At 60.3% G+C, this 16,694-nt stretch carries 16 protein-coding genes; 8 read left to right on the top strand and 8 right to left on the bottom strand.

The window, feature by feature from the left end; genetic code table 11:
- Positions 1 to 221: 221 nt before the first annotated feature.
- The 3 genes from G5S37_RS04120 to G5S37_RS04110 all read right to left on the bottom strand — a co-directional run bounded on the left by G5S37_RS04120 (position 222) and on the right by G5S37_RS04110 (position 2,941).
- Complete coding sequence (locus G5S37_RS04120; RefSeq protein ID WP_165201123.1) at positions 222 to 1,592, bottom strand: Gfo/Idh/MocA family oxidoreductase; 1,371 nt, start codon at positions 1,590 to 1,592, stop codon at positions 222 to 224.
- 189 nt (positions 1,593 to 1,781) lie between these two features.
- The gene (locus G5S37_RS04115) at positions 1,782 to 2,675 is read right to left on the bottom strand and encodes a pseudouridine synthase (protein ID WP_165201121.1); all 894 of its coding nucleotides are present in this window, start codon (positions 2,673 to 2,675) and stop codon (positions 1,782 to 1,784) included.
- 107 nt (positions 2,676 to 2,782) lie between these two features.
- Complete coding sequence (locus G5S37_RS04110) at positions 2,783 to 2,941, bottom strand: small basic protein (RefSeq protein ID WP_113956333.1); 159 nt, start codon at positions 2,939 to 2,941, stop codon at positions 2,783 to 2,785.
- Positions 2,942 to 3,212: 271 nt separating this feature from the next.
- Between G5S37_RS04110 and G5S37_RS04105 the strand changes: the two genes are divergently transcribed.
- A complete protein-coding gene (locus G5S37_RS04105) occupies positions 3,213 to 4,478 on the top strand; it encodes a hypothetical protein (protein ID WP_165201119.1) in 1,266 nt (421 codons plus the stop codon).
- 107 nt (positions 4,479 to 4,585) lie between these two features.
- Here G5S37_RS04105 and G5S37_RS04100 read toward each other — a convergent pair whose 3' ends face one another.
- On the bottom strand, positions 4,586 to 5,026 hold the full coding sequence (locus G5S37_RS04100; RefSeq protein WP_165201117.1) for a c-type cytochrome domain-containing protein: 441 nt from the start codon (positions 5,024 to 5,026) through the stop codon (positions 4,586 to 4,588).
- A 246-nt stretch (positions 5,027 to 5,272) separates the two neighbouring features.
- Here G5S37_RS04100 and G5S37_RS04095 point away from each other — a divergent pair, with 246 nt between their 5' ends.
- From G5S37_RS04095 to G5S37_RS04080, 4 genes are all read left to right on the top strand, one after another.
- Complete coding sequence (locus tag G5S37_RS04095) at positions 5,273 to 7,870, top strand: DNA translocase FtsK (RefSeq protein ID WP_165201115.1); 2,598 nt, start codon at positions 5,273 to 5,275, stop codon at positions 7,868 to 7,870.
- A 177-nt stretch (positions 7,871 to 8,047) separates the two neighbouring features.
- Positions 8,048 to 8,740 carry a helix-turn-helix transcriptional regulator gene (locus tag G5S37_RS04090; RefSeq protein ID WP_165201113.1) on the top strand — a complete coding sequence of 231 codons (693 nt, stop codon included), beginning with the start codon at positions 8,048 to 8,050 and terminating at the stop codon, positions 8,738 to 8,740.
- A gap of 12 nt (positions 8,741 to 8,752) precedes the next feature.
- On the top strand, positions 8,753 to 9,469 hold the full coding sequence (locus tag G5S37_RS04085; RefSeq protein ID WP_165201111.1) for a hypothetical protein: 717 nt from the start codon (positions 8,753 to 8,755) through the stop codon (positions 9,467 to 9,469).
- Positions 9,470 to 9,592: 123 nt separating this feature from the next.
- Positions 9,593 to 10,258: a plastocyanin/azurin family copper-binding protein gene (locus G5S37_RS04080; RefSeq protein ID WP_165201109.1), complete on the top strand. Its 666-nt coding sequence runs from the start codon at positions 9,593 to 9,595 to the stop codon at positions 10,256 to 10,258.
- Here G5S37_RS04080 and G5S37_RS04075 read toward each other — a convergent pair.
- Together G5S37_RS04075 and G5S37_RS04070 are read right to left on the bottom strand one after the other, a co-directional pair.
- Positions 10,230 to 10,805, bottom strand: coding sequence for a hypothetical protein (locus G5S37_RS04075; RefSeq protein WP_165201107.1), 576 nt, complete (start codon positions 10,803 to 10,805; stop codon positions 10,230 to 10,232). The two genes, G5S37_RS04080 and G5S37_RS04075, sit on opposite strands and share 29 nt — an antisense overlap.
- Positions 10,806 to 10,929: 124 nt before the next feature.
- Positions 10,930 to 11,709 (bottom strand): creatininase family protein, encoded by a 780-nt coding sequence (locus G5S37_RS04070; RefSeq protein ID WP_165201105.1) that lies wholly within the window; start codon positions 11,707 to 11,709, stop codon positions 10,930 to 10,932.
- Positions 11,710 to 11,805: 96 nt separating this feature from the next.
- Here G5S37_RS04070 and G5S37_RS04065 point away from each other — a divergent pair, with 96 nt between their 5' ends.
- Positions 11,806 to 12,648 (top strand): DUF6348 family protein, encoded by an 843-nt coding sequence (locus tag G5S37_RS04065; protein WP_165201101.1) that lies wholly within the window; start codon positions 11,806 to 11,808, stop codon positions 12,646 to 12,648.
- On the opposite strand, the gene G5S37_RS04060 is transcribed toward G5S37_RS04065, so the two are convergent.
- A complete protein-coding gene (locus G5S37_RS04060; protein WP_165201099.1) occupies positions 12,642 to 13,085 on the bottom strand; it encodes a VOC family protein in 444 nt (147 codons plus the stop codon). The two genes, G5S37_RS04065 and G5S37_RS04060, sit on opposite strands and share 7 nt — an antisense overlap.
- A 90-nt stretch (positions 13,086 to 13,175) precedes the next feature.
- On the bottom strand, positions 13,176 to 14,441 hold the full coding sequence (locus G5S37_RS04055) for a hypothetical protein (protein WP_165201097.1): 1,266 nt from the start codon (positions 14,439 to 14,441) through the stop codon (positions 13,176 to 13,178).
- Between the two features lie 126 nt (positions 14,442 to 14,567).
- Between G5S37_RS04055 and G5S37_RS04050 the strand changes: the two genes are divergently transcribed.
- The gene (locus tag G5S37_RS04050; RefSeq protein WP_165201095.1) at positions 14,568 to 14,942 is read left to right on the top strand and encodes a hypothetical protein; all 375 of its coding nucleotides are present in this window, start codon (positions 14,568 to 14,570) and stop codon (positions 14,940 to 14,942) included.
- Between the two features lie 622 nt (positions 14,943 to 15,564).
- On the top strand, positions 15,565 to 16,689 hold the full coding sequence (locus G5S37_RS04045) for a citrate synthase (RefSeq protein ID WP_165201093.1): 1,125 nt from the start codon (positions 15,565 to 15,567) through the stop codon (positions 16,687 to 16,689).
- Positions 16,690 to 16,694 lie beyond the last annotated feature (5 nt).

The raw sequence follows: 16,694 nt of genomic DNA, 5'->3' as shown, positions 1-16,694 counted from the left end.
GTGATTTTGACTATCGCTGGAAATTGAGCGGTTTGGCAAGCGGAAAGTAAATCACCGTTCAAACCAGAATGTGTCATCCAAGTTTGAATCAATGAGGCACGCCAAAGAAGCCAAGGACGTGCCATGAGCAACGCTACTCGCGCGAGGGAATACGCGCGAGTATCGATCGAAGCTTTCTGCTCAGCTTCGTTGCTTGCGTTTCACCCGAAGGCGCCTCTGCCTCAGCCCAAACCTTCCACCTTCCAGCCGTCGCGATACTCGCGCTTCAGCAGCTTGTTGGCCTCGGGGATATTCGTCACGCGCATGGCTTCGCGCTCCCATTCCACCCACTGGTTCGGATAATTCTCCGCGAGCGTGCCCATCAAGACCGTTTCGGTGAGAGGTCCGCCATGCGAGAAGTCGGCACAGCTCTTCTTGCCATTCAGGATGGCATCCACCCAATCGTGGTAGTGATCCTGCTTGCCATAGTCGCGGGGATACTTCTCTGCTGGGAAGGAATCTTCCGGCAACACCCACGGACGCTGACCGTAAGGTTTGAAGATCTGGCCTTTCTCACCCACCCAAAGATGCCCGCTCTTCGGGAAGTTCTTGAGCGCGGCGGGCATCGGAACCTCACGAGCAGGGCGTGCGTCTTCGCCATCGCACCACGTGAGTTTGAAGGTGTCTCCCGCGATGAGCTCGTTGCCAGGAAACTCAAACTCCACCGTGCGGCTCTTCGCCCAGAGGCCGGTGCCGAGGGCGCCTGTGTTGGTCTGCTTCACACGCTTGGGCGCGTGGAGTTTCAGCGCATCGAAAACACCATCAAAGAAATGCACCCCCATGTCGCCGAGTTCACCCACGCCAAAGTCACGCCATGCACGCCAGGTCTGGGGATGGTAGGTATCCACAAGATACGGCCGCGGATCACGCACGCCAATCCAGGCGTCCCAATCGAGTTCTGCGGGAACGTTGTCTCCCTTGGTACGAAGTTCTTCATTCTTCGGCCACCAACTCAGGGGTTTGCCTTCCCAGAACCACGCTTCCTTGATCTTGCCGATGGCGCCATTGCGCAACAGGTCCACCGTCATGCGTGCCTCGATGCTGCTGCGGCCCTGATTGCCAAGCTGGGTGACCACACCCGCCTTCACCGCTTCCTGCTGGATGACGCGGCATTCGTGAATGGTCGGCGCCATCGGCTTCTGCAGGTACACATGCTTCTTCAAGCGCATGGCCTGCACCGCCATCGGTGCATGCATGTGGTCCGGAGTACCCACGGTGACCGCATCAAACTTGTCGCTGTGATCCCGCAGCATCTGCCGCCAGTCCGTGTGCTGCGAGGCATCAGGAAAGCCGACTCCACCAGCGCGTGCCGAGCCCTTGCCTGTGGCGGCCTCCTTGAGGTGGTTCGCATCGACGTCGCAGATGGAAACAATCTTCACCTTCGGATGCGTGGCCACACTGCGCATCGTGTTGCCGCCCATGCGAGCCACACCGATGCAGGCCACCTGCAGCATGGAGTTCGGCGAGGCACTGCGGGTGATTGCAGGAAATCCAAGAACAGATGCGGAGGCAGTGGCGGCAGCGGACTGCTGGAGAAAGCGACGGCGGTTCATGATGGAGTGCATGAACGCCGGAGCAGTGGAGCGGCTTTCTGAAAAGTAACGCGCCAGTGAATGCACCACTCAAAGAGGAAGAGTTCGCCGCAAAAAGACGCAAGAGGCACAGAAGGTTGCCTCAGGAAGGAAGTCGGGTCTCCAGACCGGACAGCGTCCGGCGGGTTTTCTTACCCGCCTGAGTTTGGCTCAATACCCACCTCTCGCCCCACCGCGACGCGACGTCTTGCGAGCAGGACGTTTGCGAGGGTTGCGTGAGGGAAGAGGCTTGCCGGCGGCTTCGGCAGCCTTGGTCTTGCGCTCGAATTCTTTTTCCTTCTCCACGCGTTCGGTCATCGCCTTACGAGCCGAAGCCGTGCGAGACTTGCTGAGCGTGGGACGCTCCTTGGCCTTGGGATGCACCAGCAGGCGATCTACCTCATCTGACTTCAGTTCGCGAAAGCCGCCTTCCGGAATACCAGTGAGAGGAAGATTGCCGATGCGTACGCGCACGAGGCGCTTCACTTCATAGCCCACTCGGTAGAGCATGTGGCGGATCTGGCGCTTCAGGCCCTGCTTCAGCACGAGGCCCAGCTTGTAGTGGCCGATGATCCACGCGCGTTCCGCCTTGGCGAATCCCTCTTCAATGTGCAGACCGTGGGTCAACTTCTCCAGCAGGGCCGGGTCGAAGGGCTTCTCCAACTGCACCTCGTATTCCTTTTCGAGGCCATGGGTAGGATGCGCGAGTTGGTGGGACAGATCGCCCTGGTTCGTCAGGAGGAGGAGCCCCTCACTGTCCATGTCCAGGCGGCCCACGTGAGCCAGTGTGCGCAGCTTCGCGGGAAGCAGGTCGTAGATGGTGTGGCGGGCGTGCTCATCATCGCGGGTGCACACATAGCCCTTGGGCTTGTGCAGGGCGATGACGACTGGCTTGTTCGGCCGCACCTTCCGGGTGTCCACCACCACGTCATCGGTGGCTTCCACCTTGGTACCGAGCTCGGTGCAGACCGTACCGTTGATGCGGACGCGGCCTTCAAGGATGATGGCCTCCACCCCGCGCCGTGAGCCCAAGCCGCAACTGCTGAGGAATTTGTTCAGTCGCATGGAAGTGGGCAGGTCAGGATGATGGTGAAGAAAAAGCCGCGATGGGAAACACCGCGGCTGCTGAAATCAGAAGTGGTGATGGGGTTGGGCGGCAAGGCCCGGTACCATCAGGCCTCCGGCTTGGTCTTGGGCAGGTTGTAGGGGCTGCGACCTTCCTTCCACTGACCGCGAGCCTTCATAAGCTTCACGCGTTCACCACGCTTGAGGACGCTGCGCTTGGTTCCGACGGAACCGCCTTTGGACTTGAGACTGCGATGCTGGGACATGGTGTAACCTTCAGAGGGTTGGAGATAGGGGCGCAGAGAGTAGCGGAGAAGGAACAATCCGCAAGGTCTTTTTGCACCCTGATTTCCGCTCCGCATACTCCCAACCCAGGCCCAGCCTTACGCCACCGTGAAGGTATGCATGCGCCGTCACGTGCCTCGATGAGGCGGTACCCAAGCAAATGAAGAGCTAAATATAAGCTTTTTTTCACATCCTGTCATGTGTCAGGGTGATTTGGATTTACAAGCGGATCGCGCATTCCTAGCGTGCCCCATGGCACTGACTTCCGAGCAAATCTCGTCGGCACTGGAGCTCGACTACGATGCGAACAGAGTGGCCGTGGACGAGATGCGAAAGCTCATCAACGCGCAGTTGGGGCTTCTGGATTCGAACCCGGGGATGAGAATGCAATTGGAGGCCCTGGTAACGACTGAACTGAAGGCGTGGCAGTCCGCTGTTGAATCCGGGGAAGAGACCTGGCCGACCACCACGGAAGATTGGAGCGCCAAAATGAAGGGTCGCCTGAGCAGGGCCGTGGCGAGACACGAACAAGACATCAAGGAGGAGGCCTCCGCAGAACTCGATGATGTCGAGACCTACGAGGCGCAGAAGGAACAACACCGGAAAGAGGCAATCCTCAAGGACCGGGAATCCCCGATCAAGCTACAGGAAGCCTCCGAGACCTCATTTACCGTAGTGCGCCCCATGGCACCCATGGACGGCGTGGCTGCAGCGAGACTGCGCGCGAATGAAGCGGTGGGAACCATGGCACTCGCGAGCTGCACCGGAGTGAGTTTGTACGACCCTGTGACCAAGGTCTGCGCTGTCATGCATGTCTTCAAAAAGGCGGACATCCCGCACGCGTTGAAGGTCATGCAGGGCGTGGCCCCGGAGATCAACCCGAGGAATCTGCAAGTGACGCTCATGCCCGGAAATGCCGATGGCGTGAATATGGCCCACCTCCCCGTGCTGCGAGAGCAGCTTGCCATGGAGGGCATCACTAATGTGCGTGACTTCAGCAGGGAGGGACGCACCTCCTCCACGCTGACACTCCGCGGGGATGGCGTCGTGTTCTCCACCACGGAAGCGGAGAGGCTAAGCACGAGCCCTTCGCTATCGAGCGTGGGAAGCTCACCGGGAGGATCGGAATCGGGCTTTGCGCCTCCACCACCCAAACCCGCGTATCTCCCACCGATGCCGGATACGCCGCCCCTTTCGCCTTCGCCTTCGCCAAGCACGCCTGAGCAACTTCCAGACTTGCTGGACCTTTCTACTCCAACGCTCAAACCCGGTGGGTTGGTGACGTCGACGATGGGAGCGGGAACAGCTACGACCTCGGGCCTTGCGCCTCCACCCCCGCCGGGCACATCTGAGCATCTGCCAGGGCCCGAAATTCCGGAAGTCGCCACGAGAGCAAGAAGCCGCTCTGTGGGGGAAGAGCTGGGCTTGGGAAAATACAAACGAGGTGGCCCATCAGAAGGCCTCGGAGCAGGTGGCCCCTCCATTGGGAGCAGACAGAACCGCTCCGGCTCATTCTGAGCCCAAGCCAGTGGCGCAGGACGCGCTAATAACAATTGTAAACATGGAGGAAGACAAGGCCTTCCTCCATGTCCAAAATTCAAATCCGAGGCTCCACTTTAGGGAGCCTATTTCTTCTCCAGCTTCGTCCAAGTGCCGAAGTCGGCGCCCTGGTCGATCCACTTCTTCAGAAGTTCCTTTTCAGCGTCGGTGAGCGGGTCAGCCTTGCCGTCCGGGGGCATCACCATTTCATCAGTGATGGCCAGGGTGGTCATGGTGTAGAGGGCGCTGTCCGCCGCCTTGCCAGCCACGAGGGTCTTTTCCTTGTGCTCCTTGCCGCCCTTCTTCAGGCCTTCGGCGGTGTCCATCACGAAGCCGCTCTTGGGCTTCTTGAGCTTGCCAGTCGCATCAGTGTGCTCGGTTTCGTGGCACTTCATGCATTTGGTCTCGAAAATGGGAAGGATTTGCTTGGCGAAGTCCACCTTGTCTTCTGCGGAGGCAGAAGTCGGGGAGAACAGGAGCCCGCCGAGCGAAGCGGCGGCCATCGTGAGCATGAATGGCTTTTTCATGGGCAGTTGGGTTGGATTTTCAGTGAGGATCAAACCGTGGCGAAAATCGCAACGCGGGTCAAGCGAAAGCAATGTGAAGCAAGTGAAACCCGCGCCGCCAGATCCTCACATCCAACGCTATTACCTCCCCCGAAGCAGTGGTGGCTCGACAGTTTGTTGAGTTTTTCATAGAAATCAGCTAAAGTCGAACGTTTGCCAGTCTCAACTATTCCACCAACCCCGGAAAAGAGCAGCCGAAAGACGCCAATGTCCTCTCGCTCAGCCGCGCTTACGCGCAAGCAGCATGCCCGGACCACGGAGCCGGTGGTGGACAATCGTGTCATGCATGCCGCCTTGGGGCTGGCTTTCCTGGGGAGCGCGCTCTTCTACCTGCTGGCGTTGATTTCCCATGAGCCGGCGGATCTCCCGGCGTGGACCCACCTCGCCATTGCGGACACACCGCCCGTCACCACGCATAACCTCATCGGCCAGCTCGGGGCCGTGCTGGCAGGCTATACCTTCTGGATGTTCGGCGCGGCGAACTACGTGATCCCCGTGTGCCTCACCTGGTTCGGCGTGTGCAAGTTTGCCTCTCCGGCGTCCATCACCCTGCGCGCGTGGATTGGCTTCGCCCTGATGGTCATCAGCGCCTCCGCCATCTTCTATCTACAGGCATTCTGGCAGTGGGATGACAAGAATGTGACCCCCTACGGCGCAGGCGGTGGCTTGGGCTATGTGGTGGGGGGCATGCTGATGCTGGACATCTTCGGCGAGGTGGGCTCGCTGCTGCTGCTGGGCACCACTTACCTGGTGGGCATGATCTTCGCGACCGGGATGCATCCCATCCAGGTCATCATCCAGAGCAAGGACATGATGGTCCAGTCCGTGGTCAACTGGTGGGTGCGCCGCGCTGAGCGCCGCCGCCTGGCCGAGGAGCGTGCCACGCTTCCCTTCACCGTGCCGCCGCCGGATACGGCCAAGTCTCCCAAAAAGAAGAAGGCTGCGTCCTCAGATGCCTCCGAGGAGATCACGGCGAGCACCCAGCTCGAGCTGCCCACCGTGCAGCACCTGCCCAAGATCATCGACGCCTCCGCGCCCAAGCCTCCCAAGCCCAAGCCGCAACTGGCTGAGGTGTGGAAGAAGCGCCAGGAGCAGAAAGAGGAGCGCATCGCCTTCGCGAAGCCCACCAGTCTCACGGCCCGGTACAAGAACTACACCGTGCCCCCCATGGACTTGCTGCACTATCCGGATGCCGCCAGCCGCATGCCCACGGATGAGGCTCCCCTGCGGGACATGCAGGACATCATCATCGAGACGCTGGCCACCTTCGACATCCAGGTCACTGCCGGCGACATCACGAAGGGTCCCGCCATCACTCGGTATGAGGTCTACCCCAGCAAGGGCCTGCGCGTGAATCGCATCGCCAACCTGGAGCCGGACATCGCCCGTGCCACGAAGGCGGAGCGCATCAATATTCTCGCCCCCATTCCGGGCCGCGACACGGTGGGCATCGAGCTGCCGAACAAGGACAAGATCGTGGTGCCCATCCGCGAGCTGCTGGAGGACGACACCTTCCAGAACGGCAAGGCCAAGCTCCCCCTCGCACTGGGCAAGGATGTGTATGGCAAGGCGGTCATCGCCGACCTCGCCACCATGCCACACCTGCTGGTGGCCGGCACCACGGGCTCCGGTAAGTCCGTCTGCATCAACAGCATCATCACCAGCCTGCTCTGTCGGTTCGCACCGGACGAGCTGCGCTTCATCATGATCGACCCGAAGGTGGTGGAAATGCAGGGGTACAAAGACCTGCCCCACCTCGCCCTGCCGGTGGTGACGGATCCGAAGCAGTCCATCCTGGCCCTGCGCTGGGTAGTGAATGAAATGGAGAAGCGCTACCAGATCTTCGCCAAGGTCGGCGTGCGCAACTTCGACGGCTTCAACGGCCGCGGCCCCGGCAAGAGCTTTGGCAAGGTGACCTCCCGTGTCGGCGGTGGCACTACCATGGAAGAGGCGCTGCAAGCCAGTGCTCCCTCCGCCCCACGCCCGACACCCTCGCCCAAGAAGAGCCTGCGCGACCCGCATCCGGATTCCATCGAGGACAAGGATGGCCTGGACGCGCTGGATGAAGAGGACGGCTACTATGTGTCCAAGGGCTCGCTCTGGGACGGCAACAGCGAGCCGCCTCCCCACAAGGAACCGGAGCTGGAGATTCCCGATTCCCTCCCCTACATCGTGGTGATTGTGGACGAGCTGGCGGACCTCATGCAGACGGCCCCTGCGGATATCGAGTCTGCTATTGCCCGCATCGCCCAGAAGGCCCGTGCCGCCGGCATCCACCTCATTCTGGCGACGCAAACCCCGCGCGCCGAGGTCGTGACCGGCATCATCAAAGCGAACGTGCCCTGCCGCATCGCCTTCCAGGTGAACAGCGCCCTCGACAGCCGCGTGATTCTCGACCGCAAGGGTGCAGACAAGCTCGTGGGCAAAGGGGACATGCTCTACCTCCCACCCGGGACCAGCCAGCTCATGCGTGCCCAGGGCACCATGGTCACGGATGACGAGTTGCAGAACCTCGTGGACCACGCCTGCAATCAGGGCACGCCCTGCTTTGAAGCCGTGCTGGCCGACGCGGATGAGATGGGTGATGACGGCGAAAGCGAAGTCATCACGCCTGAAGACGAGGCGATCCTTGAAAAGGTGCTCGAAGTGCTGCGCACGGAAAAGAAGGCCAGCACCAGCCATATTCAGCGACGCCTGCGCCTGGGATACACCCGCGCGGCGCGCATGATGGACATTCTGGAACAGCGAGGGATCATCGGCCCGGCCGATGGGGCCAAACCGCGGGAAATTTTGGTGGAATTGTAATATTTGTTCTTCCGAACATCTATTTCATGATTTAAGATACCCTGGCAGGGCGTTTCGAATCCCATCCGAGAACTTAATCGTATCCCACTAACCTCCTTAAGGGGGACCGCATCCGATACTAGCTTGCGGCACCTCTATCCGGGAGGTATCGTTTACCCCAACCCCCCTCAACCCACCATGCCTCCCACCCTCGGCCAACGCCTGCAGCAGGCGCGTGAACATCGAGGTTTGTCCCTACCCGATGTGTCTCATCAGACCCGCATCCCGGTTCACCGGTTGCGAGAACTGGAAGAAGACAATTTTAATGCACTAGGCAGTGTCACCTATGCCAAGGGACACCTTCGCGCCTATGCGGAACTCCTTGGTGTAGAGGCTAGTGATGTGTTGGAGCAGCTGAAGACCCCACCTCTGGGAGGGGCGCGGAACTACCGGTATCTGGTGGAAAGCTACGGCCCCCTGAAGTCGGTGACCCAGTCCGAGCACCCGGCGCAAGACCGGACCACGGTAGCCTCCAGCAAGTCCCCCCTCATTACCGCCACGGTGAGCGCCTTCTGCGTCCTTTTGGTGGGCGGGGTACTTCTTGGGAATGCCTTCCGCGGCCAGCAGCAACCGGAACAGACCCCGGCTGCCGGAGCCATTGTCACCAATCCCATCCCCACGCCCGACGCCGAGCCTGCCGCCCTCCCGGGTCAGCCGGTGGAACCTGAGTTCTCAGTCTATGACGCGAAGCTGGGCGTCGAATCGGAGGCCGGGGCGCACTCCGCCACCACCACCACGCCTCCGAAGGCATTGCCTGTGACCGACGAGGCTCCGGCGCCTTCCAGCCGTCGTAGAATTTCTCAGGTACCCAAAGCACAGCTTGTGGAGTAAGCTGTCTTTGTCATGTCCGCAGAGTCCTCTACTCCTTCCGAAACCACGTTGTCCCCGTCCACCCCTTGGGCGGGCCACTCTTATGGAGTGATGGTGGGTCTGGCCGTGGGTTGTCTGGCAGCTGTGCTGGTCTTCAGCGAAGCCGCCCGCGAAGTGGCAGTGCTGACACTGCGATCGCTGCTCGGGATTGTCGCCACGCCTTTCATCCTGGAGAGTACCGTGGCCATGCTGTGCCTGCTCGTCGTCCTGGCCATCAACAAGCACCGGCTGGACAAGGAAGGGGATGGATGGGTCTACATGATGGTGCAGGAACCCGACGGCAAGGATGGCAAACCTCTGCCCAAGGCAATCACCCAGCGGCTCCAGGGCACGGTGATGAAGGACAAGCCTGTACCCTTGGACGAAGCTCTGGCAGAGCGCTCCGTGGTCGAAGGATTTCTGGAACTGGGCATGGCCGCTGAAGCCCAGCGCGAATTTGATGCCTGGGAGGATCTCCCTGACGATGCCGCTACCTCTGCCCTGAGGGTAAAGGTGCTTGCCTCAAATCTGGACACGGCAAAAGCCCGTGAGATTCTCGCCGCTTCCGCAACCCGGTTCGCAGGTGAGGTGGCGCTGCTGTCGGCAACCGCGCGAGAGCAGGCGGACTGGTTCCGCAAGCACCTGCCGTCCCACCAAGAGCAGGTGCTCCTCTGGCACTCCGAGGCCGAGGCTCTTGCAGGGAAGGTTTGAGAGACCGAGAGGCTCTTGGCCGGTCCTCGCATCTCGACCTAAAAACGGAACGCAGGAGCTACTGCGGCCATTCCCGATTGACCTCCCGGTGGGGTGTGCTTTTTTGCGCGCCCTCATCTTCTCATGGCTACTCCACACGACTCACACCATCACGAAAGCAGCGGCTTCTGGGGCTGCGCCAACGTTTTTATCGGCGCCGGTTTTGCCTTCTGCGCCTTGCTGGCCGGAGCCGGTCTTTTCCTTGGCGGCATCTTCAAAGGCACCGAGGGCAAAAAGAAGCCCGAGGAAGCAGTAGCGCCCGCTGCGGCGGCTCCTGCTCCGGCTGCAGCACCGGCCCCTGCCGCTGCACCCGCACCCTCACCTGCAGCTTCAGCCTCCGCTCCGGCTGCTTCTGGTGACGCCCTGACGGTGACGCTCCGTCCGGGCTCGATCAATCCTATCAGCTGGGAAACCCTGTCCATCTCCGCCAAAGCTGGGCAGAAAGTGAAGCTGACCTTTGAAAACAAGCATCCCACGGCCCCCTTGCCGCACAACTTCATCCTCGGCAAGATCGGCTCCAAGCAGCGTCTCATCGATGCCTCCAATGGCATGATGAGCGACATGGCCAAATGGATGGCTGCCGGCTTCATCCCAGAGTCCCCCGATGTCATCGCTCACACCAAACTGGTGAACCCGGGCGAATCGGAGACCATTGAATTCACCCTTCCTGCGGAAGCGGGCGAGTATCCCTATCTTTGCACTTACCCCGGCCACGCGATGATCATGCAGGGCGTACTGAAGGCTGAGTAAGTTTCTTCCCCTTAATCCCATTCTTTTCGAAAAAGCCGCCACTCCATGTGGCGGCTTTTTTTGTGGACCGGTGCTTTGTCCTGCGCAGACCGCTCAGGCTTTCAACACCTGCACGTAATTGCGGTACAGGTGCCAGGCCATCAGGGAGAGCGCCAGCGGCGAATAGGCCACCAGCGATATTGCCCAAGTGGCCGATGGAGACTGCACCCGCTCCCGCAAGGGACTGGAGGCGACGAAGACGGAAAGGCCATAGACCATGGCCGTGAGTTGAAAAATCAAGGATGCCATGAGCATCGTGGAACGCGTGCCCGTCTTCCACCAAAGGGCGGTCGCCACGAGACTGAAGGCTTCCAGCAAAGACCATCCAGGTCAGAATGCTGAGATCGGAACTGGAGTCGGAACTGCGATCGTGCCATTGGATCGCCGCCTGCACGATCATCGCCAGAATCGCTCCGCCAGCCAGCGCGAGGGCGGACTGGTTCTTCAGACGAGCAAGTGTTGCCTGGGTGATGGCTCGATAGTTCTCGATCTGTTTCTGGCTGATCAATGGCCCCTTGCACACAGGGCAAGAGCGTCGCCCCTGCACCTCCGCGGCCGAATAGGTTTTGCGACAAGGGCGACACTGGAGTGAATCCGTCATGGGCAAGAGGGTGTTGAGTCGGTTGGGTGAATCAACCCCGCTCGTAAAGTGCCTTCGGATCCGCCGCAGCGAGTTCCACAAAGTAGGTGGCCAGCTTGGTGGTGATCGCTTCGAAGTACGCCTTCCCCTTCTCCGCCGTGGCATGCTGGGGATCACCGCTGCCAGTATCATGGGTGGCCTGGGTCCAGGCGCGTTGGGCCCAGGCCCACTTCTCACGCATGGCTTTCAGTTTCCAGGGATTCGCTTCGCCACTCCCCCACTCCGACTTGGGCAGCACCAGATCGGAATGCAGATGCATCATAAGCGCGGTCTCCCGCTCGTCCGCATGATCCCCGAGGATGTCGATGATGCCGGAGCCATCGTGCACGTTTGGCCAGAAGACGGTGCTCAGGAAGATCTGCGGCCACTTCGCCTGCAACTCGCGGAGCATCTGCTTGAAGTCATTACCGCCATGGCCATTAAACACCACCAGCTTCGGAATGCCCACGCCCACCAGTGAGGCAATCACATCGTTGATCACCATCAACTGCGTGCTGGGATTCATGTTGATGCAAAACGGGATGTCGAGCTGCCCCGTCTGCACGCCGAAGGGGATGTTCGGCAGGATGCCCACCTTCGCGCCCTGCTCCCAGGCGATGCGTCCCGCCTCCGCGCACATGGCATCATTTTGATAACTGTCCGTGCCATACGGCAGGTGCCAGTTGTGGGCCTCCGTCGCCCCCATCGGCAGCACCGCCACCTCATACTTGGTGGCTTTCACCTGCTTCCAGTTTGTTTCGGCGATGACCCAGGGACGGGGTGAGGATGGCATGGGCAAAACAAGCACTTCGAAACTGAATCATGCAAGTGCGAACCAGGGACACCCGGGCTTGATTTCGTGCCCCCAATGGCGGCAATATGACATTCGATGTTCGGAATATTCTCGCGCAAAAAACGTGAACCCAAGCCTTCACAGACAAATCCAGGTCTGGGCCCTGAATTAAACACGACGTTTTCCAATGGCGAACGCTCGTGGTCCGAGCACCTCAATCTCGTCGAATGCTTGTCGGATGTCCTCGGCGCGGAAAACATCAGTCTGAAAAGACACCGTGGCTGGCTGGAGCTCGATACAGGGCACATCGTCATCCCCCAATTGCTTTCCCTGGAACCTAGGGAAGACGGCAGCGTACGCACTACCAGCACCATCGAAGTTCATCACCCAAGCGGAATTCCCGAAGGCACCTTTGAATACCAGCACAGCACTGGAGATAATTTGAAGGCTTCATTTGGCGCTGGATTTCAAGGTTGGGCGAAACTGGATCTTCCCGTCTTGCGTGATGCAGTCCTCCAAAAGCCCGAAAGCTGCAGCATGCTCTACATGCCGTGGCCCTCTCAAGACGCACCAGTTGTCCGGCACCGCCGCGTCCTATTCGGCCCAGTGCAACTCACGGCTCGCACTGAGTTTTTGCCCGATTCCGAGGAACATGGCCCGATGTGTCCCTGCTGCTTCTTCACCAGCACCATGGAAGCCTTTCAGCCAATGCTGGACGACGGCAAATTCCATGCGGTCAGATTCTTCGGCATGAGACAAGACAACGAAGCACAGGGTGATTGTCGCATCAACGGCCTCGACTACGACCATGGCAAGTATGCAATCGTGAAGTATGTCAACACGTGGACTGACATCGGCTTTGAAATGCGGAAGCAATATGCTGTGATACAAGACTGCGGTCCACCGCCCGCGGACGCTCCCCGAGAGACTAGTCAATAAATAGGCCATACCCCGGGAGTCAGCAGTTCCAGCAAGTGTCCATCTGGATCGCGGAAGTACATGCTGGTACCGCCGAGAGGCCAGGTGAGAGTGCTTTCGATAGCGATGCCTTTCTCTTCCAATCTCGCGCGCCATAGCTCGAGGCTCTCTGCGGCAACGCGGAAGCCGACGTGGGATTCGCCATGGGCTCCGTGCGCGGGGATGGTGCCAAAGGGGAGATGCACGGGATTGGCCACTTCCTCGCGGCTGAAAAGGATGAGCACCTGTGTGCCTCCTACATTGAAGGCACACAGGCGCTCTTCGGCTACCATGGCCGAGTAGCCAAATATTTCCTCGTAGAATGCACGTGACCGCGTGAGGTCGGAGACACTGAGGCAGGTTTCCAGGATGGCACTAGGCGGCGCGGGCGCAGGCGTGGATGAGGTGTCGGTACTCATGGGAGGCGTGTGGTTGGATGCCCTGGTTACATTCCGGCTACATCCAATTCGCCAGCCATCATCCGGGTGGCGGCACCCAACTGGACAGGATCATCGTGATGCCGTGGCTTTGCCTTCCGTCGCCAGCTCAGAACGCCTCAGCTCCCAAAAGCGGCTCAGCAGGCGGGAGTTCTCCAGTGTTTGCACCCGAGTGAGCGCGCCGCTCCCGAAGCGGCCCAGTTGCAAGGCGACAAAGGCGGAGACTTCCTTGCCATCAGGTTTGACCGTCAGATCCCGATTCAGCAGACCCAGCAGAGCATCTTCTTTCGCCGGAGCCAGGGTTTCAAAGCGCGCCACAAACACACGCTCCACCTTCTGGGGCTTGGGCGTGATGGTCAGGGGAAGCACCTGGTCCACATACTTCCGTGGCAGGATGGCGAGAATGCGCGTGCCGGGTTCACGGAACCAGTGTCCCTGCCAGGTGGCGACCATGGCACGAGCCTCCTCGGGAGTAAGTCCAGCACGGTCCAACTCATCCACGAGGGCGGCGCTGAGCTCGGTGGCGACCTTGTCCACGGCCTCTGCAGGTTTTTCCAGGGCCACGTAACTGAACGCGGAAAAGGTGGTCATGTCCTCGCGGTTCGTCGCGGGCAGTCGCGGAACGCGCGCCCAACGTGCTTGGTTGCCATCCACAGACAAGGCAAAGGCCACCTCGATGGCCCCACCGTCCACCGTGTGCCTCATTTCAAAGACACCCTTGTCATCTACGCGTGTCGAATAGGGCGGCAAGGCATCGCCGGCACCGCGATAGAAGATGAACTTGTCAGAGTCCTTGTTCACATCGACGGGCGGAGCGGGGTTTTCAAACATGGAGGCGCGTCCCTTGAAGATCCAGGCGGCGGGGACCTCACGGGCATGCCGATAGTGGTCTCCCCGGCTCTTCACCTCAGGGATGCGCTTGAGGGCGTCCGCATGATCCGGTGGGAAAAGTTTCCCGTTCCATACGGTGCGGCCATTCTCCGGCAGACCGGGTGCGGGGAACCACTCCGTGATCCTGCCATTGTTGAAGGCGACCTCCACTTTTACCGGCATCTCCTTCTCGGGGTAGAAATAGAGCACCGGGGTCTCCATACGGACCATCGAGGTGATGTTGGCCCCTTTCTGGAAAGGGCCGATGCCGCCTTCCACAAACTCAGGCAGCAAATCCAGGTCCTGTCCCGGCTGGTACCACTGCAGGGCGGCCCCGTCAGAACCGCTCAACACGGTGAAGGTGCCCCACTCGTGCACTTCGAGCTTGGGATCCTCCGCAAACAGGGCTCCCGCGGAAGCGGCAAGGGCACCCAGCATCAGCATCATTGACCACGGCTTCGCTTTCATGAAGCCAGTCTAGCGGAACACGCGGGCGGACGTCGTAAAGGGGATGTAAAATGAAACAAGACTTCCCGTTTGCCCGGGGATGTGCTAAAGAAACCGCCCCAATTTCATTTTCTCTACGATCCTCCCATGTTCCAGACTGGCCAGAAGGTGGTGTGCATCAACGACGATTTCGCGCCGTGGGTCTTTGACCTGTATCGCGCGCTCCCAAAGAAGGGCAAAATCTACACCGTGCGCGCCGTGGGCGTAGGACGCTCCAATCCGAAGTTCGAAGTGAACGAGGACGCGGAAATCAAGCTGACCGGAGCAGAGTTCGACCTGATGCTCCTGCTGAAGGAACTGGTGAACCCCGATGATCCGCACTCCAGCGTAAAGCAGGAGCTGGGTTTCCGCTCAGAACGCTTCGCCCCCGTGCAGGAGGACGAGGAAGAAGAGGAAGCCGGCGAGCTCGTGGGTGCAGGCGCCGGCAAGAAGGACTGGGAGCCGGAACCGTGGGCTGGGTGACAGCCACCAGCTAACTTAAGGATTGAAATGGTATCGGCTTGTTTCGATTTGTGTGACACGATGGAATTTGCTCCCGGAGGGAGCGCGGCTGGTAGCCGGTCGGTGGAGGGAGCCTCGGCGACCGCAACCACCGGATCTATGGCGATACCATGATGGCGTCCCGGAGGGCACGCCGGAAGGTCTGCCAAGGTGACCGCACCCTCATTTGCCGAGCGACCTTCCTCCACCGTCCCATCCGGGACGGAGCATCTTTTTGACGACGTGATCCGGTGGTTGCGGTCGTCTAGACTCCCTCCACCGACCGGCTACCAGCCACTGTCCCTCCGGGACACACATCCATGACAGATATGAAGCTAACGCCTATCGGGCTGACGAACCTGTGGTGACGGGGGGGGCAAGCCATGACCTCTGGCGGGTCAAACCGGCCGGAATGTACCGGTCCCGCCCGTACGCAATAGTCTTAGTTTCTTTTCAGGGAGCCACTTGGCGCGAAGTCTGCAATTTCGCTTGAGCCGGTCAGGGGCCGACGCTAACAACCGCTCTTGCGACTGCGGAGTGACTGCCTGAGCGGCTCCCGAACGACGCCGTCCTCATTCTTTTCAATTCAAATCCCAAACTCGACATGGCACTGGTCAGCAAAGGACTCGAAGGCGTGGTGGCAGCGGAAACGCGCCTCGGTGAAGTAAAAGGCGCAGAAGGCATTCTCTTCTACTGCGGCTACGACATCAATGAACTGGCCGGCCACGTGAGCTATGAGGAAGTGGTCTACCTGCTCTTCCACCAGCACCTGCCGAATCGCACCGAACTGGACGCCCTGACCACTGCCCTGCGCGCCGAGCGTGAACTGCCCCAGGGTGTCATCGACTTCCTCACCAGCGCTCCGAAGAGTGCCAAGCCCATCGACGTTATGCGCACGGCGGTCTCGATGCTCGGCTGTTACGACACCCTGCGTCACGACCTGAACATGGGAGAGCACCGGGCCACGGCCATCAAGCTCGTCTCCCAGATCGGTATCATTGCCGCCTATTTCCATCGCGCCCGCCACGGCCTGAGCCTGCCCCCGGTGCGCAAGGATCTGAGCGAAGCCGCCCACTTCCTGTACCTCATGAGCGGTGAGGTCCCGAGCAAGGAAGCCGAACAGACGCTGGATGTGGCCTATGTGCTGCATGCCGAGCACGGCTTTAATGCCAGCACCTTCACCGCCCGCGTCGTCGCCAGCACCCTGAGCGACATGTATTCGTCCATCAGCGCCGCCATCGGCGCGCTCAAGGGACCGCTGCACGGCGGCGCCAACGAAGGCGTCATCCACATGCTTGAGGAAATCGGCAGCCCGGACGCGGTGGACGCCTGGGTCGCTGACGCGCTCGCACAGAAGAAGAAGATCATGGGCATCGGCCACCGCGTGTACAAGGTGCTCGACCCCCGTGCGCCTCACCTGCAGAAGATGGCCATCAAGCTCACGGAGCAGCTTGGCGAGCCGAAGTGGATCCAGATGTCCGAGCGCATCGCCACCATCATGCGCGAGCAGAAGGGCCTGAATGCGAACGTGGACTTCTACAGCGCCACCGTCTACCACAGCCTCGGAATTCCGACGGACCTCTTCACCCCCATCTTCGCCATCTCCCGCATGAGCGGCTGGACTGCCCATGTGCTGGAGCAGTGGAGCGACAACCGCCTCTTCCGCCCGCTTTCCGAATACGTCGGCAAGGCGTACGGCCAGAAGGTGGTGCCGGTGGATGAACGGTAGGCAAG

The organism is Roseimicrobium sp. ORNL1, from assembly GCF_011044495.1.
In the GTDB taxonomy this organism is placed as follows: domain Bacteria; phylum Verrucomicrobiota; class Verrucomicrobiia; order Verrucomicrobiales; family Verrucomicrobiaceae; genus Roseimicrobium.
Note: the sequence above shows the minus strand (reverse complement) of the source record. Positions and strands in the feature narration are given on the sequence as shown.